This is a genomic window from Corynebacterium haematomassiliense, from assembly GCF_013978595.1.
Classification (GTDB): domain Bacteria; phylum Actinomycetota; class Actinomycetes; order Mycobacteriales; family Mycobacteriaceae; genus Corynebacterium; species Corynebacterium lehmanniae.
The window spans coordinates 507,452-528,557 of record NZ_JACDTZ010000001.1 but is presented as its reverse complement, the minus strand read 5'-3'; the positions used below and the strand labels follow the sequence as shown (position 1 = coordinate 528,557).

Genomic DNA, 21,106 nt, shown 5'->3' with positions numbered 1-21,106 from the left:
GGGCATGCTTTCCCCCGATCCTGGTACATCGTTTCTGCGGGAATTCGCCGAGGCGAAGCCATTTGCTCTCGACGACTTCCAGCTCCAGGCCTGCCAGGCGGTGGAGCAGGACCGCGGCGTGCTGGTGTGCGCGCCCACCGGGTCGGGCAAGACCATCGTCGGCGAGTTCGCTGTCGCGCTCGCTCTTAACCGCGGCACGAAGTGCTTCTACACCACGCCGATCAAGGCGCTGAGCAACCAGAAGTACCACGACCTGGTTGCAGCGCACGGCGAGGACGCGGTGGGCCTGCTCACCGGCGACACCAGCATTAACGGTTCCGCCGAGATCGTGGTGATGACCACCGAGGTCTTACGCAACATGCTGTACGCGGAGTCGCCCCAGCTGGACCGGCTCACGCACGTGGTGATGGACGAGATCCACTACCTGGCGGACCGCGACCGGGGTGCGGTGTGGGAGGAGATCATCCTCAACCTCGACGATTCCGTGAGCCTGATCGGCCTGTCCGCCACCGTGTCCAACTCCGAGGAGTTCGGCGAGTGGCTCGACGCGGTGCGAGGCGACACCGAAGTCATCGTCTCCGAGCACCGGCCGGTGCCGCTGAGCCAGTACATGATGGTCGGCCGCAAGATGTTCCCGCTATTCGAGCCGGGCACCGGCGGGCGGGTCAACCGCAGCCTCGAGCACGCCATCGAGCGCATCGAGGCGGGCTCTTCCGACGAGGGCCGGCGCGACTTCGAGGAGGGTAGAGGCTTTCGCTCGCGCTCCCGCAGCGGGCGTTCGCGCCGCCAGGACAAGGTTCGCCCCGTCGGCCGGCCCGAGGTTGTCTCCGCCCTCCAGGGCCAGGACATGCTGCCGGCGATCGTGTTCATTTTCTCCCGCGCAGGCTGCGACGGCGCGCTGTTCCAATGCCTGCGCTCGCGCAAGGAGCTCACCACGCCCGAGGAGCGCGCCGAGATCGAGCAGATTATCGACGACGGCGTGGACGGCATCCCCGAAGAGGACCTGGAGGTGCTGAACTTCCGCCAAGTGCGCACCGCCTGGATGCGCGGGTTCGCCGCGCACCACGCAGGGCTTTTGCCCGCGTTCAAGCACATCGTGGAGCAGTTGTTCGTACGCGGGCTGGTCAAGGTCGTCTTCGCCACCGAGACCCTGGCGCTGGGCATCAACATGCCGGCGCGCACCGTGGTGCTGGAGAAGATGGTCAAGTTCAACGGCGAGGCTCACGTGGACCTCACCCCGGGCCAGTACACCCAGCTCACCGGCCGCGCAGGACGCCGCGGGATCGACCACATCGGCAACGCCGTGGTGCAGTGGGCGCCCGCGATGGACCCGCACCAGGTGGCCGGGCTCGCGTCCACACGCACCTACCCGCTGATCTCCCAGTTCCAGCCCGGCTACAACATGGCCATCAACATGCTGGCCATGAACGGCTTCGACGATTCGATCCGCCTGATAGAGCAGTCCTTCGCCCAGTTCCAGACGGACCGCTCCGTGGTCGGCGAGGTGCGCGACATCGAGCGGCTGCAGCAGAAGGTGCGCTCGCTGCGCACCAAGCTCGAGCGCGACATCTCCGCGTTCGCTCCGCCTAGCGACGACGCAGCCGCCGAGCTGGTCGAGTACTCGCAACTGCGCCGGGACCTGTCTGAGGAGGAGAAGCAGGCACGGCGCGACCACCTGGACAGCCGCCACACCGAGACGATCAAGATCCTCGGCTCACTGCAGGTGGGCCAGGTCATCGCGCTGCCGAGCAAGCGTAAGCCGGAGCTCGCCGCCGTGGTGCAGCCCGCGGGCAAGCCGCACGACCCGCGCCCCTGGGTGACCACAGAGCGTGGCTGGTCCGGGCGCATCGACGCCGCGGCGTTCAAGAACCCGCCGCTGGTGGTGGGCCGCATCAAGGTGCCGCGCCACATGCAGGACCAGCCGCGTCGTCACGCCCGCAAGGTGGCGAGCCTGTTGCACCGCGGCCGCTTCAACGCACCGAAGCGCCTGCGCGAGCAGTCCCGGGTGCGGCCGAACAAAAAGGTCACCACGCTGCGCGAGGCCATCCGCAACCACCCGGTCCACGACTGGCCGGCGGCGGACCGCGAGCTGCTGGCCCGCACCGCCGAGGAGATCGTGCGCGAGGAGCGCGCTCTGGCCAAGCTGGAACGGCGCGTGGACACCTCCACCGACTCGCTGGGACGCACCTTCGAGCGCATCATCGGCCTGCTCACGGAAATGGACTACGTCGAGCTTCACGACGGCGAACCGCAGGTCACCGACGAAGGCGAGCGCCTATCCCGAATCCACAACGTCTCCGACCTCTTGGTGGCGCAGTGCCTCAAGCGCGGGATTTGGGACGAGCTGGACCCAGCCGAGTTGGCCGGCGTGGCCTCCATGGTCGTGTTTGAGAACCGCCGCGCCACCGGCGGCAGCCCCGAGGCCGCCACCGACGCCATGGCCGACGCAATGAACGAGACGATGCGCATCTACGGCGAGCTGGTCTCCGACGAGCAGCGCCACAACCTGCCCGCAACCCGTCTGCCGGATCCCGGGTTCTGCCTGTCCATCCACCAGTGGACCGCCGGAGCACCTCTCGGTTATGCGCTGGCCGCCGCTGCGGAATCGGGCGCAGAGCTCACCCCCGGCGACTTCGTGCGCTGGTGCCGACAGGTGATCGACTTGCTCGAGCAGATCAAAAAGACCGGCTACTCGGACCAGATCCGGGACAACGCCAACCGGGCAGTGGACGCGATCCGCCGCGGCGTGGTGGCCATCGGCAACTAAAGCCGGCGCAGGGGCTGCATGAGCCCCCGCGGCCACAGCGACACGGTGGCGATGCGCAGGTTGGTGCCCCTCGGATCCAGAATGAGCGACTGGACCCCGATGACCTTGCCGCCGGCCAGCACGGGCCCGCCGGAATCGCCCTTCACCGCCGGCGGGTTGGCGTACACCAGGCCAGCCGGGCGCACTTGGGTCACGCGCTTCCTGGACCAGGACACCGGCAGCGTTCCCAGGTAGACACCCGGCCGGGCTTGGACGCTGCGCGCCTGGCCGCCGAACCCGAGCGTGAGCGTGCGCGAAAGCGGGCGCGGCGACGGCCCGAGCACGAACGGGGTGGCATCCACCCGCTCGGGCAGACGAACAAGCGCCACATCTGTGCCGGCCACGAGGTGGAGGCTGTCGATGGGGAACGCGGAGCCGTCGATACGCACCTGCGCCCCCGTGTGCGGGCGTTCGCGGAAGAAGTGCGCGCACGAGAGAACGATGTCGGGGGCGATGAGCGCGCCCGAGCAGTAGCCGCCGCCGGGTGCGCTCAGGCGGGCGACGGAGCGGTTCAGGGCAGGCAACACGGCAACGATGCTAGCGATCTACCATGGCGCACATGACTGCATTCGACTCTGATGTGTACACCGAACGCCGCAACCAAGCCGTCGAGCTGGTCAAACAGCGCGGTTTGGGCGGGCTGGTCATCGGCACCGGCGCCGAGTTCGCCTACCTCACCGGCTCCTGGACTTCCTCGCACGAGCGGCTCACCGCGCTGGTGATCGCGCCAGGCGGCACCACCGTGGTGGCTCCGGTGACGGACATCCAGTCGCTGGGGCTGGACGGCGCCGCAGATGTCGAGGTGGTCGGCTGGCGCGACGGGGAGAACCCGTACCAGCTGGTGGCGGACGCACTTGGCGACGGCGCGGTAGGCCTGGGCTCGTCGCTGACCGCGGACCACGTCTTCGCGCTGCAGACGCTTCTGCCTGACACCGAGCTGGCGTCAGACGCGGTGGCGGAGCTGTTCATGGTCAAAGACGCCGAAGAGGTCGCCGAGCTGGAGAAGGCCGGCGCAGCCATCGACCGCGTGCACGAGCGCGCCGCCGAACTGCTCAAGCCCGGCCGCACAGAGCGCGAAATCGCGGACGAGCTGCACGCGCTGATCCTTGAAGAACACGCGAACGTGCAGTTCGTCATCGTCGGCTCCGGGCCCAACGGCTCCAACCCGCACCACGATTTCTCCGACCGCGTCCTCGAGGAGGGCGACCCGGTAGTGGTCGATCTTGGCGGCGCGCTGCCGTCCGGCTACCAGTCCGACTGCACCCGCACCCACGTGGTGGGCGACGCGGCCAAGGCGCCGCAGGACTTCCTGGAGGCCTACGCGGTGCTGGAGCGCGCATTCGACGCCGCGTGCCAAGCCGCCAAGCCGGGCATCACCGCCGGCGAGCTCGACGCTGCCGCCCGCGACGTGATCGCAGACGCAGGCTACGGCGAGTACTTCACGCACCGCCTCGGCCACGGCATCGGCCTTTCCGGCCACGAGCAGCCATTCATCATCGCCGACTCCGACGTGGTGCTGCGCGAGGGCATGGCGTTTTCCATCGAGCCCGGCATCTACGTGCCGGGCAAGTGGGGCATGCGCATCGAGGACATCGTGCGCATGACCGCAAGCGGCATCGAGACGCTCAACCACACCCGCCGCACGCTGGGCGGCGACGATGCCTAGCGCCACCGGGGCTCGCTCTTCCGGGCAGGGCGCGGTGCTCCTACTCGGGGCACGCAGCGACATCGGCGGCGAGATCGCCGCACGCGTCTGCCGGGGCCGCGAGGTCGTGCTGGCGGCTCGGGGTAGCGGGGGACTGGAGGACGTCGAGAAGCGTTTGTTCGCCGCGGGTGCCAGGGCAGTGCGCGCGCTCGACTTCGACGCCACCGACTTGGAGTCGCACCGGCGCATCGTCCGCGAGGCAGGCGAGGTGACCACCGCGATCGTGGCGTTCGGCATCCTCGGCGACCAGGAGCTCGCCGAGCGCGACGAGCACGAGGCCGCCCGCATCGCCACGGTGGACTACCTTGCGCAGGTGAGCATGCTCACGGTGCTGGCGGACGAAATGTCGCGCGGCGAGATCTACGCGTTTTCCTCCATCGCGGGGTGGCGGGCGCGCCGCGCGAACTACGTCTACGGCTCCACCAAGGCGGGGCTGGACGCGTTTTGCCAGGGGCTGATGGACCGGCTGCACGGCACCGGGCTCAACCTCATCCTCGCGCGCCCGGGCTTCGTCATCGGTTCGATGACGGAAGGGATGACACCGGCAGTGATGTCGGTGACCCCGGACGTGGTCGCGGACGCGGTGGTGGACGCCGCCGCGCGCGGCAAAAGTGCCACAGTCTGGATCCCGCGGCGCCTGGTTGTCCTCGCCGCGATCATGCGGGTCGTTCCGCGGCCGGTGTGGAGGCACATGCCGAGGTAGCGGTATGGCCAGGTACCCTCGTAGCCATGCCGATTCCTCTTCTCGCATACTTCCTCGTCGAAGCGCTCGCATTCTTCCTGGTGGCCAAGGCCATCGGTGTCGGCTGGGCGCTTTTGGCCATCTTCGTGCTCATGATCGCCGGCGGCGCCGCAGCCAGCTTGGCGCTGCGCAACTCGCTGCTGCAGGCCGCGCACGGCCAATCCAGCGTGGGCAAACTCGCGGGAGATTCCGCACTGCTCATCGGCGGCTGGACGCTCTCCGTCATCCCGGGCTTCGTCACCTCCCTGATCGGCCTGCCGCTGGTGTTCGGGCCGACGCGCGCTGTGATCCGCAAGACCATGACCAAGCGGGCGCGCGCCGCCGTTGAGAACCTCGGCGTTCGCGTGTACGACGCCACCCCGATGGGCCAGTTCCAAACCAGCTACGGCTCCTTCAACCAGCCGGGCGACGCGCAGCCGCAGGAGCCGGTCATCGACGCCGACGAGCTCGAGCAGTGGTACCGCATGGACAGCCCCGAGGACCCGCACAACCCAGGCGGCGGCAAGGGCGGGGCGCGCTAAGTGCCGGCGTTTCTCCGTTTCGGACTCGCAGCCATTTCCGGCTGGCTGGTTTACCTGTCGTACGAACCGATCAGCCACTGGTGGGCCGCGGTGCTCGGCATCGCGCTGCTGTGGCTCACGCTCGTGCCGTGGCCCAGGCGCGCCACCGCGGCGCTGGGCATGGCGGGGGAGGCGCAGGAGCGCCCGTCTGCCCGCTTCGGCGCCCTGCTCGGGTTCACCCACGGCTTGTTCTGCTACCTGTTCCTGCTGCCGTGGGTCGGCGAGTTTGTCGGCGCCATGCCGTACATCGCGCTGGCGATCACGATGGCGCTCTACGCTCTGGCCACCGGCGCCTTCGGCGTGTTGGTGGCGCGCTGGCGCTTCGGCGCGTTCGCGTTCCCGCTGGTCTACCTGGCGGTTGAGTTCGTGCGCTCCTCATGGCCCTTCGGCGGGTTCGCGTGGGTGCGCCTGGCGTGGGGCCAAATCAACGGTCCGCTCGCCGCGCTATCGGCCTGGGGTGGGCCCGCGCTGGTCACCGCCGCCACAGTGTTCGTGGCGGTTGGGTGCATCTCGCTTCTCGACGCCACGTCGCGCCGCCCCGCCGTCGCCGCCATCATCCTGCCGTTGGCCGCCGGGCTGATCGCCAACCTCGGCGTCGGCAAGGACAGCTCCACCGTCGACGAGGCCCGCGTGGGGGCCGTGCAGGGCAACGTGCCGCGCATGGGCCTGGACTTCAACGAGCAACGCCGGGCGGTGCTGAGCAACCACGTCAACGAGACGCTGCGCCTAGCGGAGGAGGCCAAGGAATCCGGAGAAAAGCTGGACATGGTGTTCTGGCCGGAGAACGCCTCCGACGTCAACCCGTTTGCCGACAAAGAAGCCGAGGCGCTGGTGGGCGCGGCGGTGCGTGGCGTCGATACGCCCCTGCTGGTGGGCACGCTCACCCGCGACGACGTCGGCGCCCGCAACACCATGGTGGTCTTCGATCCGGACACTGGGCCGGGGGAGCGCCACGACAAGCGCTTCCTGCAGCCGTTCGGCGAGTACATGCCCATGCGGGACTTCTTCCGCAACTTCTCCGACCTGGTGGACTTGGCGGGCGACTTCAAGCCCGGAAGCGACAACGGCGTGGTGCACATGGGCGGCATCCCAGTAGGCGTGGCCACCTGCTACGAGGTGGCGGAAGACGAGGCGTACCGCATGGCAGTGCGCGACGGCGCGCAGATCTTGTCCACGCCGACGAACAACGCCACCTTCGGTTTCACGGACATGACGTACCAGCAGCTGGCGATGAGCCGGATGCGCGCGATCGAAACCGACAGGGCAGTGGTGGTTGTCGCCACCTCGGGTGTCTCGGCGATCGTGCACCCGGACGGGCACGTGTCCCAACAGACGGAAATCTTCGAGCCCGCGCACTTGATGGAGACGCTTCCGCTGCGCACCGGCACCACACCCGCAGTACGGTTCGGGCAGATTTTGGAGTGGTTGTTGGTCGTCGCCGGGGCGGCACTCATGGTTGCCGCATCCGTGTCCGCGCGCCGCAGCGGGCGGGGGTATGCTCCTACCGGACAACAACAGCGTAAATACGAGGAGAATTAGCGCCGTGGCCAACCAGACTCTGGTGATCATTCCGACCTACAACGAGGTGGAAAACCTCCCGCTTATTGTCGAGCGTGTGCTGGCTACGAAGGATGCCGTGGACATCCTCGTCGTGGACGACAACTCGCCGGACGGCACCGGCGCGAAGGCCGATGAGCTCGCCGCCGCACACGACGAGGTCAACGTGTTGCACCGCACTGGCAAGGACGGCCTGTTGGCCGCCTACCGCGCCGGCTTCAACTGGGGCCTGGAGCGCGACTACCAGGTGCTGGTGCAGATGGACGCCGACGGCTCCCACGCGCCGGAGGAGCTGCACAGGCTTCTCGACGCGCTGGATGACGGCGCGGATCTTGCCATCGGCTCGCGCTACGTCGAGGGCGGGGAAGTGGTCAACTGGCCGAAGAAGCGGTTCCTGCTGTCCAAGTTGGGCAACCAGTACGTCTCGGTCGCCCTCGGCACCGACGTGGCGGACATGACCGCCGGCTACCGCGCCTTCAAGCGCGAGGTGCTGGAGGAGCTGGACCTGGACTCGCTGTCGAAGAAGGGCTACATCTTCCAGGTTGAGATTGCGCACAAGGTGGACAAGCTGGGCTTCGACATCCGCGAGGTGCCGATCACCTTTGAGGACCGCAAGCTCGGCGAGTCCAAGCTGGACGCCAGCTTTGCCACCGCCTCGCTGGCCGAGGTGACCAAGTGGGGCGCCGCGGACAAGGCCACCTTCGTCAAGGACTTCACCTCTGAGACTGTCCGCCAGTTCGTCTACGCCGTGGAGCACTCGAAGCTTGCCGACGTCCGCCGCGCGGCCGCCGACGCTCCAGAGCAGATAATCAACGCGCTCGGCGAGTTCGGTTCCGTGGCCAAGCACGAGATCGACAGCGCCAACTTGGGCAAGGTCCAGTCCAACGCCGCCCGCCGCGTCAACGACGCCATCAACCTGGGCGAGGAGACCGTCCGCCAGGCGCTCCACGCGCTCGGCTTCGACGGCAAGCGCAAGAAGTAGCGGCCGACAATAGGGAAGTGCCCGCCTCCGCGAATTCGTGTCGCGGGGGCGGGCACTTGCGTGAGCCGTCGTAAAGCGAACTAGCTCTCGTTTGCCTGCTGCTGTTCCTTCGCAATGCGGGCGGCGGTGCGACGGCGCTTGCGCAGCTGCTCAAGGCGCTCCTCGAGCAGGACGTCGAGCTCCTCGATGCTGCGGCGTTCACGCAGCATGTCCCAGTGGGTGCGCGGCGGCTTGGCGGGCTTGGATTCCACGCCTTCGCCCTCCATGAGGGTGCCGACCTGGCCGTTCTTGCACATCCACTCCTCGGGGATTTCGGCGTCGTCAGCGAACGGCACCTCGAACACCTCACCGTTGGGGGTGCGGTACTTCGCCATCTGGCGTGGCGCGAGATCGTGGTCGCGGTCCGTTTCGTAGCTGACTGCGCCCATGCGGCTTCCGCGAAGAACTCGATCAGCCATGGCACTCACCATCCTTTTCAACCCGTTTGTTTTCAGTCGCTCCAGTATAACGGTGCAGTTCCGCGAATTGTTCCCGGCTACTTTTGCGTAATCGACAGTTGTAATACACTGCATAATTGTGACGGATAAACTACGTGCTCTTACCAAGAAGCAAGCCGTGTGCGCATGGTGCGGGAAGGAAATCCCCGTCAACCGTGGTCGCGGCAGGAAACGGAAGTACTGCGGGCCGTCGTGCAAGCAGCGTGCGTACGAACAGCGCACGATGCTAGCCGGCACGTCGGTCGACGAGGATGCGGTGATTTTGAACCGCAACAAAGTGGCCGAGATACGCGACCGCTTGTTTGCGCTGCGCTGCGCAGCGGAGGACATCCGCACGGCGGCCGCGGAGGGCGCGAAGCCTGACGATTTGGCCCCGCTTTGTGACGAATTAGTAGAATTAGCCCAGCAACTTGAAAGGCTGAGGTGATTTCCAGGTGGAAAAACGCGCGGCAACCAGCGCAAAGACGCGCACAACTCTAATCGTTGTCGTATCCATTTTCATCGTCGCGGCGGTGCTGGTGGCGATGATTCCGCTGCTGATGACCCTGTTTAAAGGCGGCGGGGTAAAGACAGAGGGGATTGACGCCGACAACGTGTCCGCAGCCTCCACAGAGCTTGACGGCGAATGGACGGTGACCAACCGCCCGGGCGACAACGTCACATCCGCCGGCTTCACCTTTGAAGAGGTACTGCCGGGCGAGCGCCGCAGCACATCGGCGTCCACGCGCGCGGTCACAGGCTTCGCGACGATTGCCGAAGGCACGCTAACCGCCGGCGAGATCACCGTCGACATGCAGCACCTGTCGTCCGACAGCGACAAGCGCGACTCGTCGGTGCGTCGCCGAATCTTCCACACGGACGAGTACCCGGAGGCGACGTTCAAGGTGACGCAGCCGGCGGACGTGTCCGCCGTGCCGGACGACGGCACTGTGGGCACCGTGGCGCTGACCGGCGAGCTGACAATCCACGGCGAGACCAATGAGATCACGCACGAATTCGACGTTGCGCGCTCGGGCGACCGGTTGATCGTCGCCGGCGACATTCCGATCAACCGCCTGGATTACGGCGTGGAGACCCCGGAGCTCGTCGCGGCGAAAATCGCCGAGGAGGGCGAAGTGAACGTGCGGATCAACATGACCAAGTAGATGGGCTTGTTTACGTAACGTTACGCTAAAAGGGGTATATGGAAGGGCGTCAGGCGCAAGGAGCGTGCGGCGCCCTTCTACCGTTTATCCGTATATAACTGTCCGATAATGTACATTATGTCAAGTACGGTTCTGGTGGCTGGACTCCTACCTAGCGACGGCCTCTCCTGTTCCGCCGCGCCAACGTGATCTGAGCCAGATCGATCATCCCCAGCCGCGCCATCGCTTCACGTAACGCGAACTGCCACACCCACAGGCGGCGGAACACGGCGTCGTAGCCGTCTGCCGCCGCGTCGCGCAGCTTGCCGTCGAACGTGATGCGCTGCAGGCGCAACGACGCCGCGAGATGCTCCGGCGCCGACGTCTGCGCCACAACGCGCAGATCCGTCTCGCGGTCGACCGTCTTGCCGATCTCCGCAGCCGTCGTGAAATGCAACCCCGGCCAGATGTACGCCCGCAGAGACTCCAACGCGAGATCCGCCGTCCGGTTGTACGCCTTGGCGCGCACCACGGTTTGCAGACTGGCTCTGCCGCCCTGGCCCAGCAACGCGTCCACAGCGAGCAGATACTGCCGCTGCTGTCGCCGTGGCATCGTCTCCAGCATCTCCATGCTCACAACTGCGTCATAGACCCCGCGGCGCTGCTTTGCCACAGCGTCCGGGCCTTCCGCGATGCGGTCCACAGTGACCGATCCGTCCGTGCCTGCCAGCACGAGCTGCTCGCGCATGGCCGCATACAGGCGGGCGTCGCGCACGACCGCATCTACAGTCGCGCCCCGTTCTGCCGCGGCGAAAGCAACCGCTCCGCCGCCGGACGGATACTCCAACAGGTGCGTACCCGCACCCGCCCCCAAAAGGTCCAAAATAGCTCGTACGCTGCGGGTTTGCGCGTCCTTCAGGTCCGCGCGGTCAGACTCTAACGGGGACCCGAATTCCGTCACGTCGACGAAATGATCCCGAGGTTCACGGCCTCTACCAGCACCTTTGGTGTGCGACTTCACCCGCATGCGCTCAGTGGTGGCTACGCCGGTGGAAAAATGGCCCTGAAATGCGCTCAGCCCGTCTCCGGAAAAATGGGCCACCAAGTCCGGCGGCAGCTCGCCCGGTGTCGCGGGCCGCACCGCGTCCACCCTACGGGTGCGCGGGAGGTAGCCGGTGCGCAGGAGGGCCGTGAGGACGTCGACAAGCTGCTGCGAACCCCCGGTCGACCACTCTCCCGCCATGTAGCCCTCCGCGAGCCCGACCCACCCGCTCGCGGCGATGCGCTGGAACACCTCCGCGCGCTCAACCGTGAGATCCGCGCCGTCGCCCTCGAAGGACAGTCCCGCTTTCGCGCACGCGCGGGCAAAGCCCGCCTCCGCAAGCCTCGTGCGTAATCTGCCTGGCTGCGGCACTGAAGCCACTCCCGGCCAAGCGTCTGCATCGACCGACTGTAGGTGCGCTGGGGTGTTCGCGGGAGTGCTCTCGGACATTCCTCGGATGCTACTGCGCCGGCAGCTCAGATGCGGAGTGCCACGGCGGAGCCTGGCCGCGCGGTTTGCTGGCGGGCGCGTACTATGTATGCCGTTCCGATTAATTACGTCATTGACCCGAGGAGATATCACTCATGGCCTCTCAGGTGTACCGCCCCGAAGGTAGCCGCCACCACGTCGTCATCGTGGGCGCAGGTTTTGGCGGCGTGAACGCGGCAAAGGAGCTCGCAGATGCAGACGTCGACATCACGCTGATCAATAACACCAACCACCACCTCTTCCCGCCGCTGCTGTACCAAGTGGCAACCGGCCTGATGTCCTCCGGTGAGATCACCGGCGACGTGCGCCAGATGTTCAGCAACCAGCAGAACGTCCGCGTCGTGCGCGGCACCGTAGAAACGGTTGACGTGAAGGCGAAGACCGTCACCTCCGTCGAGGGCGGCAAGGAATCGACCTTCTCCTACGACTCGCTCATCGTCGCCGCCGGCGCTGGCCAGTCTTACTTCGGTAACGACCACTTCGCCGAGTTCGCTCCGGGCCTGAAGACGCTGGACCACGCGTTTGAGATCCGCGCCCGCCTCATCGCCGCCTTCGAGCGCGCCGAGCTTGCCGAGACCCCGGAAGAGCGCGACCGCCAGCTGACCTTCGTCATCGTCGGCGCTGGCCCGACCGGTGTGGAGCTGGCTGGCCAGGTGGCAGAGATGGCGCACCGCGCGTTCACCTCCGGCCGCTACTCCTTTAGCACCGAGCAGGCCAAGATTTACCTCCTTGACGGCGCTCCGCAGGTGCTGCCGCCGTTTGGCAAGCGCCTGGGCAAGAAGGCGCAGCGCGAGCTTGAGAAGGCCGGCGTGACCGTCATCCTCAACGCGATGGTGACCAACGTGGATGCAGAGAGCGTGACCTACAAGGACATGAAGTCCGAGCAGGAGACCACCATCAGCACCCCGACCAAGATCTGGTCCGCCGGTGTGGCCGCTTCCCCGCTGGGCAAGCAGGTCGCAGACCAGCTCGGCGTTGAAGCAGACCGCGCGGGCAAGGTCGCGGTCAACGCCGACCTGTCTGTCGGCGACGATCCGAACGTCTTCATCGTCGGCGACATGATGAGCCGCGACCGTCTCCCGGGTGTGGCGCAGGTGGCCATCCAGTCCGGCGCGTACGTCGGCAAGATCATCAAGGAGCAGGTCGAGCACGACGTCGCACCGGAGAGCCGCGACCCGTTCGAGTACTTCGACAAGGGCTCCATGGCCATCATCAACCGCTTCAACGCTGTGGTGAAGATGGGCAAGGTGGAGATCACCGGCTTCATCGGTTGGCTGATGTGGCTGGGCGTGCACCTGTCCTTCCTCACTGGCACCCGCAACCGTCTTGTGGCTGCCACCGAGTGGACCACCAACGCCTTCTCCCGTGCCCGCCACAACCTGGCGGTAACTGAGGGCCAGCTTGAGGTCTCTGAACTGGACAACGAGAAGTAGTCCCTCGCCTTTTTCCGGGCGTGCTGTAGCCGCGCCTCTCCCCCGGCCCCGAACCTGTTTACCCAGGCTCGGGGCCATTTTTCGTCCCGCTTAGAGCGTAACCATTCGAGTGGGAAGAATCACACCTATCGTATTACCTTTATTGTTCTCACGTCCCCTACAATCGTGTGTGAGCGGCCCGCGCTTTGAAAGTACATGGGCATGTTGATTGGGCAAGTGCAGCCGCGAGAGATCCTCATAAGCTTTACCGAAGGACTGTGCAACTGTGACTGTTTCTACAGAGCCGCAAACCGAAAACCGCGCGTGGGAAGGCTTCACGCCGGGACCGTGGATGGAACGCATCGACGTTCGCGATTTCATCCAGCGCAACTACACCCCGTACGACGGGGATGCTTCGTTCCTCGAAGGCGCCACCGAGAAGACGCTGCGCCTGTGGGACTACCTGGACAAGAACTACCTCGCCGTCGAACGCGAGCGCCGCGTCTACGACGTCGACACCGAAACCCCCGCCGACATCGACGCGTTCAAGCCGGGATACATCTCGGATGACGACGATGTCATCGTCGGCCTGCAGACGGACACCCCGACCAAGCGCGCGATGATGCCCAACGGTGGCTGGCGCATGGTCGAGCAGGCCATCAAGGAGGCCGGCAAAGAGGTCAACCCGGACGTGAAGAAGATCTTCACCCAGTACCGCAAGACCCACAACGACGCTGTCTTCGATATCTACACTCCGCGCATCCGCGCAGCCCGTTCCTCCCACATCGTCACCGGTCTTCCGGATGCCTACGGCCGCGGCCGTATCATCGGCGACTACCGCCGAGTGGCGCTCTACGGCGTGGACTTCCTCATCGAGGAAAAGCAGCAGGCCAAGGACGCGTCCGTGGAGAAGGGCTTCTCTGAGCACTGGGCACGCTACCGCGAGGAGCACGCCGAGCAGATCAAGGCGCTGAAGAAGCTGAAGAAGATGGCCGCAGACTACGGCTTCGACATCTCCGGCCCGGCAACCAACGCGAAGGAAGCCGTGCAGTGGACCTACTTCGGCTACCTCGCCTCCGTGAAGAGCCAGGACGGCGCCGCCATGTCCATTGGCCGCCTCTCCCCCTTCCTGGACGCATACTTCGAGCGCGACCTTGCCAACGGCACCCTGACCGAGGTTGAGGCCCAGGAGATCATCGACGCACTGGTGATCAAGCTGCGCATCGTGCGCTTCCTGCGCACCGAGGATTACGACCAGATCTTCTCCGGCGACCCGTACTGGGCAACCTGGTCCGACGCCGGCTTCTCCGAGGACGGCCGCCACCAGGTGACCAAGACCTCGTTCCGCCTGCTGCAGACGCTGCGTAACCTCGGCCCGGCGCCGGAGCCGAACATCACCATCTTCTGGGACCCGGAGCTTCCGGCAGGCTACAAGGAATTCTGCGCCGCAATCTCCATCGAGACTTCGTCTCTGCAGTACGAGTCTGACAAGCAGATCCGCGGCCAGTGGGGCGACGACGCCGCCATCGCCTGCTGCGTGTCCCCGATGAAGGTGGGCAAGCAGATGCAGTTCTTCGGCGCCCGCGTCAACGCGGCGAAGGCTCTGCTCTACGCCATCAACGGCGGCCGCGACGAGGTCAGCGGCAAGCAGGTCACCGACGGCGACCACACCCCGATCCAGGGCGACGGCCCGCTGGACTTCGACGAGGTCTGGCAGAAGTACGAGGAGATGCTCGACTGGGTTGTCGGCACCTACGTCGAAGCGCTGAACATCATCCACTACTGCCACGACCGCTACGCTTACGAGTCCATCGAGATGGCGCTGCACGACTCCGACATCGTCCGCACCATGGGCTGCGGCATTGCCGGCCTGTCTATCGTGGCGGACTCCCTCTCGGCGATTAAGTACGCCAAGGTCACCCCGGTCCGCGACGAGACCGGCCTGATCGTCGACTACGTCACCGAGGGCGAGTTCCCGTTCTACGGCAACGACGATGACCGCGCGGACGACATCGCCGCCACGGTGGTGCACACGGTGATGCAGAAGATCAAGGCGATCCCGCTGTACCGCGACGCCATCCCGACCCAGTCGGTGCTGACCATCACCTCCAACGTGGTCTACGGCAAGGCCACCGGTTCCTTCCCGTCCGGCCACAAGGCCGGCACCCCGTTCGCACCGGGCGCTAACCCGGAAAACGGTGCGGACAACCACGGCATGGTCGCGTCCATGCTCTCCGTGGGCAAGCTCGACTACAACGACGCGCTGGACGGCATCTCGCTGACCAACACGATCACTCCGACGGGCTTGGGCCGCAACAAGGAGGAGCAGGTGACCAACCTGGTCGGTGTCCTGGATGCAGGCTTCATCATGGACAACGCCGACTCGGTCATCAACCCCGCCTAACCAAGACTTCCCCATCCACCTTTTCACTCTGAAGGAGACAACATCATGGCTACCCCTACTTTCGACGAGCGCCTCGCTTCCATGAAGGCTTCCCGTTCCGCTCACCACATGGACTCTGGCCTGTACCACGCAAACATCAACGTGCTGGACGAGTCCACGCTGGAGGACGCAATGGAGCACCCGGAGAACTACCCGAACCTAACCGTTCGCGTCTCCGGCTACGCCGTGAACTTCGTCAAGCTGACGAAGGAGCAGCAGCGCGACGTTATTTCCCGTACCTTCCACAAGGGCGCTTAGTGTATGGCCCAGGACGGAACTAGCGGCGTCGTCACGCTTTCGCCCGAACAGGGCGAGCGCGTGCGCGGCGTCGCTGCCGGTTTAGGCGGACTGTCCACCGACGACCTGGAGATCACCCGCCCCGAGCTGTTCGAGGCCCGCCGCACGGGCGAAATCGGCCTCATCCACTCGTGGGAGCTGGTCACAGCTGTCGACGGCCCCGGCACCCGGATGACCATCTTCTTGTCCGGTTGCCCGCTGCGGTGCAAGTACTGCCACAATCCGGACACGATGGAAATGAAGGAAGGCACGCTCGAGCGTATCGACGATGTCGTGCGTCGCGTGCTGCGCTACAAGCCGGTCTTCAGCGCTTCCGGTGGCGGGCTCACGCTCTCTGGCGGCGAGCCGCTGTTCCAGATCGCGTTCACGCGCCGCCTGCTGAAGGCGGTGCACGACGCGGGCGTGCACACCACGATCGACACGTCCGGCTTTCTTGGTGCGCGACTCACCGACGAGGACCTGGACAATATCGACCTGTTCCTGTTGGACGTGAAGTCCGGCGATTCGGAAACGTACGAGCACGTGACTGCCCGCCAGCTGCAGCCGACGATCGACTTCGGCGACCGGTTGCATGCGAAAGGCAAGCCCGTGTGGATCCGCTTCGTGCTGGTGCCCGGTCTGACGGACAGCGAAGAGAACATCCGGAACGTCGCCGACATTGTCGCGCGTTGGAAGGGCACCGTGGAGCGCGTCGAGGTGCTCCCCTTCCACAACATGGGCGCCGATAAGTGGGAAAAGATCGGGCTGGATTATGAGCTGGCGGACGTCAAGCCCCCCAGCCCGGAGGCTGTCGAGCACGCGCGAGACATCTTCCGCAGCCGCGGGCTGACGGTGTTCTAGCGGCTTTTCGCCCGGGTGGACACCCGGGCGCACCCCCGCTAGACAACCGTCGCGATCAGCGTAGTATTACCTAAGTTGTCGAGCGCGCCAGGGGCGCACTCTCCCGCCGCACGGGGGCCACTGCGCCGCAGCGCCAAGATCCTGCATTGCTACCGGCCCCTCGCACGAGTGAAAGGGGGCTGAAGCAATGCCACCACGTATTCCAATGCCGGGTCAACGACCGAAGAAGGTACAGCCCCCCACGCGCAGCATCCCGGTCCCCCTCGAGCGCCAGATCGATTTCTGCCGCGTCTTCGTGGACGGCAAGCGCCAGCCCGGCAATGTGCGGATGTCGCACGCGCTCGAGGTTGTGGAGCGCTACGAAAACGCCTTCGTGTGGCTGAGCTTGAAAGAGCCGACCACGGAGCAGATGGAGAAGATCGCGGAGGTCTTCGACATCGAGGACCTGGTCGTCGACGACGTCGTGGATGCGCACCAGCGCCCGAAGATCGAGCGACACGACGAGCAACTGTTCATGGTTGTGCGGTCCGTGTCCTACCGCGACGATGAAGAGGTCGCGGACGCCCGCGAAATCATTTCCACCGGCGAGGTGCAGATGATCGTCGGCGAAAAGTTCGCCATCACCATTCGTCACGGTGCTCGCCTGCCGGACCTCACGCCAAAGCTTGAGGACGAAGAAGATCTCGCCGTGCTCGGCCCCACCGCCGTCGCTTGGGCGGTGTCGGACTACCTGGTGGATAACTACCTCAAGGTCGCCGACTTGCTCGAGGACGACGTGGACGAGTTGGAAAATGAGGTGTTCACGCCCCGCCGCACCATCAACATCGACAAGATCTACACCTACAAGCGTGAGATTTTGGAGATGCGGCACGCAATCGATCCGCTCGCTCCTGCCCTGCGTAACGGCCTGACCAGCAACAAGGACTTCATGCGTAAGGTCCTGCGCACCTACTTCCGGGACGTGCAGGACAACTCCACGATCGTCAGCGACCGCCTGTCCGGCTTCGACGAGCGTCTGACGTCGCTGCTCGATGCGTCGGTAGCCAAGATCACCATGCAGCAGAACTCGGACATGCGCACCATCTCCGCTGTCGTCGGCATGGCCGCGGTGCCGACGCTGATCGCGGGCATTTACGGCATGAACTTCGAGCACATGCCGGAGCTTGGGTCGCGCTACGGCTACCCCGCCGCGCTTTTGGTCATGCTTTTGGCCATCTCCGCGATGTGGTGGTGGTTCCGCAAGAACAACTGGCTGTAGCTAGCGGTCCAGCACCATCAGCTTCAGGTTGGTTACGGCGGCCAGCTTGCCGTCGGCTGTCATCTCCACGCGCCACAGGTGCGTGCGCTTGCCGACGTGCACGGGTTCGGCCACCGCGCGAATCGTCTGGCCTAGCCGCACGCTGCCGAGCAGGTCGGTGTAGTTGCTCATGCCTACTGCAGGCTTCGCGCTCGCCGCCACGGCTGCGATGGAGGCAAGCGTCTCCCCGATCACGCAGTACAGTCCGCCGTTGACGATGCCGGTGGGCTGCAGGTGGCGCTGCTCCACCTCCAGCGCCCCATCGAGGCGGTCTTTGGAGCAGTACGTCAGCTTCAACCCCAGCGTCTGGGCGAAATCAAACTCGCCGGAATTGATGTAGGACAGCTCTTCTTCCGTCAGAGGGGCCTCGATGACCTCTCGGTACAGGCGCAGATTCTTCTCCATGTCCATGCCGGCCAATCTTACGGGCGAAAGCGGGCGCACCCCGCGTAGAATCCGGCGTATGACTGCAGAACACAACGGTGACCAGCTCGCTCAAATCGGTGTTGTCGGCATGGCGGTGATGGGCTCCAACCTGGCCCGCAATTTCGCGTCCAAGGGCCACACCGTGGCCATCTACAACCGCTCCCCGGAAAAGACCCGCGCGGTCGTTGAAGAGTTCGGCCACGAGGGCAATTTCATCCCCTCCGAGTCGATCGAGGACTTCGTCGCATCGCTCGAGCGCCCCCGCAAGGCAGTGATCATGGTGCAGGCCGGCGCCGCCACAGATGCAGTGATCAAGCAGCTCGTGGAGGCCATGGACGACGGAGACATCATCATCGACGGTGGCAATTCCCTGTTCACGGACACCATCCGCCGCGAACGTGAAGTCGCTGCAGCTGGCCGCCACTTCGTCGGCGCCGGCATCTCCGGCGGCGAGGAGGGTGCGCTGCGTGGCCCGTCGATCATGCCGGGCGGTCCGGTGGAATCCTGGGAGACTCTCGGGCCGCTGCTGGAGGACATCTCCGCGAAGGTGGACGGCACCCCGTGCGTGACCCACATCGGCCCGGACGGCGCCGGCCACTTTGTCAAGATGGTGCACAACGGCATCGAGTATGCGGACATGCAGGTCATCGGCGAGGCCTACCACCTGCTGCGCTACGCGGCGGGCCTCGAGCCGGCGGAGATCGCGGACATCTTCACGGAGTGGAACAAGGGCGACCTGGACTCCTACCTCATCGAGATCACCGCGGAGGTGCTGCGCCAGGTGGACGCGCGCACCGGCAAACCGTTCATCGACGTCATCGTGGACGCCGCCGGCCAGAAGGGAACCGGCCGCTGGACGGTCAAGGAAGCGCTGGACCTCGGGGTTCCCACCACCGCCATCGGCGAGGCCGTCTTCGCCCGCGCGCTGTCGTCTGCGCTGGCTCAGCGCGAGGCGGCCCAGGAGGTCGGTCTGCCTGCGGGTGAGACGACGACGTTGGAGGCCGAAGGCGTCGATAAGCAGTCGTTCGTTGAGGACGTGCGGCGCGCGTTGTACGCCTCTAAGCTGGTGGCGTACGCGCAGGGCTTTGACGAGATCAACGCCGGCTCCCAGGAACACAACTGGGACATCAAGCCCGGCGATCTCGCGCGCATTTGGCGCGGCGGCTGCATCATCCGCGCGAAGTTCCTCGACCGCATCACGGAGGCCTACGAAAAGGACCCGGAGCTGCCGTCGCTGCTTTTGGACCCGTACTTCAAGGGCGAGCTGGACAAGGGCCTGGTCGATTCCTGGCGCCGCGTGGTTGTCACCGCAACCCAGCTGGGCCTGCCGGTGCCGGTGTTCGCATCCTCGCTGTCCTACTACGACTCGCTGCGCGCGCAGCGCCTGCCGGCTGCGCTGATCCAGGGCCAGCGCGACTTCTTCGGCGCCCACACCTACAAGCGCGTGGACATGGAGGGCACGTTCCACACCACGTGGTCCGGCGAACGCGAGGAACTGAGCTACTAGCTCGGCTTCTCCCCTTTCGTCCGACCGCGTAGACTGCACTGAATGACTACATTCGCCGATCTCGGTTTGCCCCGGGCCATTGTCAACGTCCTGGGCAAGCAAGGCATCACAGAGCCCTTCCCCATCCAGGAAGCGGCGATCCCCGACGCGCTGGCCGGCAAGGACGTGCTGGGCCGCGGCCCGACAGGCTCCGGCAAGACCTTCACGTTCGGCCTGCCCATGCTGGCTCGTCTCGCAGGCGCTCCGAGCACCCCGGGCCACCCGCGCGGCCTTGTTCTGGCGCCGACGCGCGAGCTCGCCTCGCAAATCCGCGAACGCCTCGAGGACCCCGCGGCCGCGCTCGGCCTGCGCGTGCTCGATGTTGTGGGCGGTGTGAACATCAACCACCACATCCGCTCGCTCGCGTCCCCGGTGGACCTGCTGGTGGCCACCCCCGGCCGTGCCGAGGATCTGATCAACCAGAAGAAGCTGTCCTTCGATTCGGTGCAAATTGCTGCCCTGGATGAGGCGGACCAGATGGCGGACATGGGCTTTCTGCCGCAGGTGCGCAAGCTTTTGGACCGCACCCCGAAGGACGGTCAGCGCCTGCTGTTTTCCGCCACCCTCGACGGTGACGTGGAAAAGCTCATCGCCCGCTACATGCACGACCCCGTCACCCACTCCACCGCCCCGGTGCAGGCGGCGGTAGACACGATGGACCACTACCGCCTCATGGTGGGCGGCCGCGAGGAGCGCAACGAGATCGCGCTGCAGATCGCGGCGCGCGAGGGCAAGACCATCATGTTCATGCGCACGAAGCACGGCGTGGACCGCCAGGTGAAAAAGCTGCGCCGCGCCGGCATCCACGCCCAAGGCCTCCACGGCGACAAGGGCCAGGGCGCGCGCACACGAGCGCTGGAGGGCTTCGCCGACGGCTCCACCCCTGTGTTGGTGGCCACGGACATCGCGGCCCGCGGCATCGACGTCGACGACGTCTCCCTGGTCGTGCACGTGGACCCGCCCGCGGAGCACAAGGCGTACCTGCACCGCGCAGGACGCACAGCACGAGCCGGCACGTCCGGAACCGTGGTCACCCTCGTGATGGACGACCAAGCCAAGGAAGTCGCGCAGCTTCTGCGCAAGGCCGGCGTGGACGCGCCCGAGGTCAGGGTGGCTCCGCTTTCGGATTCCTTGGTTACAATCACCGGTGCACGCACACCGGAAGGCACGCCGCTTCCTCCGCCGGGCCAACCCCAGCGGCCGAAGCGGACCGCTGCCTCCGGCAACCGCAAGGCAGACGGCAACCGGAGCCGCAATGCCAGCCGCGGCGGAAGCAACAACCGCAACCGCGCCCGCCGCGCGGACCGAAGTCGAAGGAGTAACGGCCGCTAAGGCACAGAC

General features: G+C 65.9%; 19 protein-coding genes. 15 read left to right on the top strand and 4 right to left on the bottom strand.

The genetic code is table 11. From position 1 onward, the window contains the following. The first annotated feature begins 4 nt into the window (after positions 1-4). Complete coding sequence (locus H0193_RS02540; RefSeq protein ID WP_181888417.1) at positions 5-2,767, top strand: DEAD/DEAH box helicase; 2,763 nt, start codon at positions 5-7, stop codon at positions 2,765-2,767. Here the strand turns inward: H0193_RS02540 and H0193_RS02535 are convergent. Continuing rightward, on the bottom strand, positions 2,764-3,333 hold the full coding sequence (locus tag H0193_RS02535; RefSeq protein ID WP_338026574.1) for a trypsin-like serine peptidase: 570 nt from the start codon (positions 3,331-3,333) through the stop codon (positions 2,764-2,766). The genes H0193_RS02540 and H0193_RS02535 overlap by 4 nt on opposite strands. Before the next feature lie 23 nt (positions 3,334-3,356). Here H0193_RS02535 and H0193_RS02530 point away from each other — a divergent pair, with 23 nt between their 5' ends. From H0193_RS02530 to H0193_RS02510, 5 genes are read left to right on the top strand one after another with little or no spacing between them, the layout of a single operon-like run. Then, on the top strand, positions 3,357-4,472 hold the full coding sequence (locus H0193_RS02530) for a M24 family metallopeptidase (protein ID WP_392398987.1): 1,116 nt from the start codon (positions 3,357-3,359) through the stop codon (positions 4,470-4,472). Beyond that, positions 4,465-5,214 (top strand): SDR family oxidoreductase, encoded by a 750-nt coding sequence (locus H0193_RS02525; RefSeq protein ID WP_181888415.1) that lies wholly within the window; start codon positions 4,465-4,467, stop codon positions 5,212-5,214. Before H0193_RS02530 ends, H0193_RS02525 begins: the two co-directional genes overlap by 8 nt. 26 nt (positions 5,215-5,240) lie before the next feature. Next, a complete protein-coding gene (locus tag H0193_RS02520; RefSeq protein WP_181888414.1) occupies positions 5,241-5,774 on the top strand; it encodes an FxsA family protein in 534 nt (177 codons plus the stop codon). After that, positions 5,775-7,352, top strand: coding sequence for an apolipoprotein N-acyltransferase (gene lnt / locus H0193_RS02515; RefSeq protein ID WP_181888413.1), 1,578 nt, complete (start codon positions 5,775-5,777; stop codon positions 7,350-7,352). Further along, complete coding sequence (locus tag H0193_RS02510) at positions 7,309-8,352, top strand: polyprenol monophosphomannose synthase (RefSeq protein ID WP_181888412.1); 1,044 nt, start codon at positions 7,309-7,311, stop codon at positions 8,350-8,352. The genes lnt and H0193_RS02510 overlap by 44 nt, the downstream gene beginning before the upstream one ends. An 80-nt stretch (positions 8,353-8,432) precedes the next feature. Here the strand turns inward: H0193_RS02510 and H0193_RS02505 are convergent, their stop codons facing one another. After that, positions 8,433-8,810 carry an RNA polymerase-binding protein RbpA gene (locus H0193_RS02505; protein ID WP_070473852.1) on the bottom strand — a complete coding sequence of 126 codons (378 nt, stop codon included), beginning with the start codon at positions 8,808-8,810 and terminating at the stop codon, positions 8,433-8,435. Between the two features lie 115 nt (positions 8,811-8,925). Here H0193_RS02505 and H0193_RS02500 point away from each other — a divergent pair, with 115 nt between their 5' ends. Continuing rightward, positions 8,926-9,276 carry a hypothetical protein gene (locus H0193_RS02500; RefSeq protein ID WP_392399129.1) on the top strand — a complete coding sequence of 117 codons (351 nt, stop codon included), beginning with the start codon at positions 8,926-8,928 and terminating at the stop codon, positions 9,274-9,276. 7 nt (positions 9,277-9,283) lie between these two features. Further along, positions 9,284-9,994 (top strand): YceI family protein, encoded by a 711-nt coding sequence (locus H0193_RS02495; protein ID WP_338026572.1) that lies wholly within the window; start codon positions 9,284-9,286, stop codon positions 9,992-9,994. Positions 9,995-10,145: 151 nt separating this feature from the next. On the opposite strand, the gene H0193_RS02490 is transcribed toward H0193_RS02495, so the two are convergent. Next, positions 10,146-11,387 carry an SAM-dependent methyltransferase gene (locus H0193_RS02490; RefSeq protein ID WP_239355747.1) on the bottom strand — a complete coding sequence of 414 codons (1,242 nt, stop codon included), beginning with the start codon at positions 11,385-11,387 and terminating at the stop codon, positions 10,146-10,148. Between the two features lie 212 nt (positions 11,388-11,599). Here H0193_RS02490 and H0193_RS02485 point away from each other — a divergent pair, with 212 nt between their 5' ends. From H0193_RS02485 to H0193_RS02465, 5 genes are all read left to right on the top strand, one after another. After that, positions 11,600-12,937 carry an NAD(P)/FAD-dependent oxidoreductase gene (locus H0193_RS02485; protein ID WP_181888409.1) on the top strand — a complete coding sequence of 446 codons (1,338 nt, stop codon included), beginning with the start codon at positions 11,600-11,602 and terminating at the stop codon, positions 12,935-12,937. 265 nt (positions 12,938-13,202) lie between these two features. Continuing rightward, positions 13,203-15,320 (top strand): formate C-acetyltransferase, encoded by a 2,118-nt coding sequence (pflB, locus tag H0193_RS02480; RefSeq protein WP_181888408.1) that lies wholly within the window; start codon positions 13,203-13,205, stop codon positions 15,318-15,320. A gap of 45 nt (positions 15,321-15,365) precedes the next feature. Next, positions 15,366-15,617 (top strand): autonomous glycyl radical cofactor GrcA2, encoded by a 252-nt coding sequence (gene grcA2, locus H0193_RS02475; RefSeq protein ID WP_181888407.1) that lies wholly within the window; start codon positions 15,366-15,368, stop codon positions 15,615-15,617. Positions 15,618-15,620: 3 nt separating this feature from the next. Further along, positions 15,621-16,496, top strand: coding sequence for a pyruvate formate-lyase-activating protein (gene pflA, locus H0193_RS02470; RefSeq protein ID WP_181888406.1), 876 nt, complete (start codon positions 15,621-15,623; stop codon positions 16,494-16,496). Between the two features lie 187 nt (positions 16,497-16,683). After that, positions 16,684-17,754: a magnesium and cobalt transport protein CorA gene (locus H0193_RS02465; protein ID WP_181888405.1), complete on the top strand. Its 1,071-nt coding sequence runs from the start codon at positions 16,684-16,686 to the stop codon at positions 17,752-17,754. Here H0193_RS02465 and H0193_RS02460 read toward each other — a convergent pair whose 3' ends face one another. Further along, positions 17,755-18,204 (bottom strand): PaaI family thioesterase, encoded by a 450-nt coding sequence (locus H0193_RS02460; protein ID WP_236883400.1) that lies wholly within the window; start codon positions 18,202-18,204, stop codon positions 17,755-17,757. 52 nt (positions 18,205-18,256) lie between these two features. Here H0193_RS02460 and gndA point away from each other — a divergent pair, with 52 nt between their 5' ends. Then, positions 18,257-19,726, top strand: coding sequence for an NADP-dependent phosphogluconate dehydrogenase (gene gndA / locus H0193_RS02455; RefSeq protein WP_181888404.1), 1,470 nt, complete (start codon positions 18,257-18,259; stop codon positions 19,724-19,726). A gap of 42 nt (positions 19,727-19,768) precedes the next feature. Next, complete coding sequence (locus H0193_RS02450; protein ID WP_181888403.1) at positions 19,769-21,097, top strand: DEAD/DEAH box helicase; 1,329 nt, start codon at positions 19,769-19,771, stop codon at positions 21,095-21,097. Positions 21,098-21,106: the final 9 nt, after the last annotated feature.

What these genes read in the sequence shown, in the direction of transcription:
- H0193_RS02540 (WP_181888417.1), top strand. Translation starts at nt 5, where the DNA reads ATGCTTTCCCCCGATCCTGGTACATCGTTTCTGCGGGAATTCGCCGAG.
- H0193_RS02530 (WP_392398987.1), top strand. Translation starts at nt 3,357, where the DNA reads ATGGCGCACATGACTGCATTCGACTCTGATGTGTACACCGAACGCCGC.
- H0193_RS02525 (WP_181888415.1), top strand. Translation starts at nt 4,465, where the DNA reads ATGCCTAGCGCCACCGGGGCTCGCTCTTCCGGGCAGGGCGCGGTGCTC.
- H0193_RS02520 (WP_181888414.1), top strand. Translation starts at nt 5,241, where the DNA reads ATGCCGATTCCTCTTCTCGCATACTTCCTCGTCGAAGCGCTCGCATTC.
- H0193_RS02510 (WP_181888412.1), top strand. Translation starts at nt 7,309, where the DNA reads ATGCTCCTACCGGACAACAACAGCGTAAATACGAGGAGAATTAGCGCC.
- H0193_RS02505 (WP_070473852.1), bottom strand. Translation starts at nt 8,810, where the DNA reads ATGGCTGATCGAGTTCTTCGCGGAAGCCGCATGGGCGCAGTCAGCTAC.
- H0193_RS02485 (WP_181888409.1), top strand. Translation starts at nt 11,600, where the DNA reads ATGGCCTCTCAGGTGTACCGCCCCGAAGGTAGCCGCCACCACGTCGTC.
- grcA2 (WP_181888407.1), top strand. Translation starts at nt 15,366, where the DNA reads ATGGCTACCCCTACTTTCGACGAGCGCCTCGCTTCCATGAAGGCTTCC.
- pflA (WP_181888406.1), top strand. Translation starts at nt 15,621, where the DNA reads ATGGCCCAGGACGGAACTAGCGGCGTCGTCACGCTTTCGCCCGAACAG.
- H0193_RS02465 (WP_181888405.1), top strand. Translation starts at nt 16,684, where the DNA reads ATGCCACCACGTATTCCAATGCCGGGTCAACGACCGAAGAAGGTACAG.
- H0193_RS02460 (WP_236883400.1), bottom strand. Translation starts at nt 18,204, where the DNA reads ATGGACATGGAGAAGAATCTGCGCCTGTACCGAGAGGTCATCGAGGCC.
- gndA (WP_181888404.1), top strand. Translation starts at nt 18,257, where the DNA reads ATGACTGCAGAACACAACGGTGACCAGCTCGCTCAAATCGGTGTTGTC.
- H0193_RS02450 (WP_181888403.1), top strand. Translation starts at nt 19,769, where the DNA reads ATGACTACATTCGCCGATCTCGGTTTGCCCCGGGCCATTGTCAACGTC.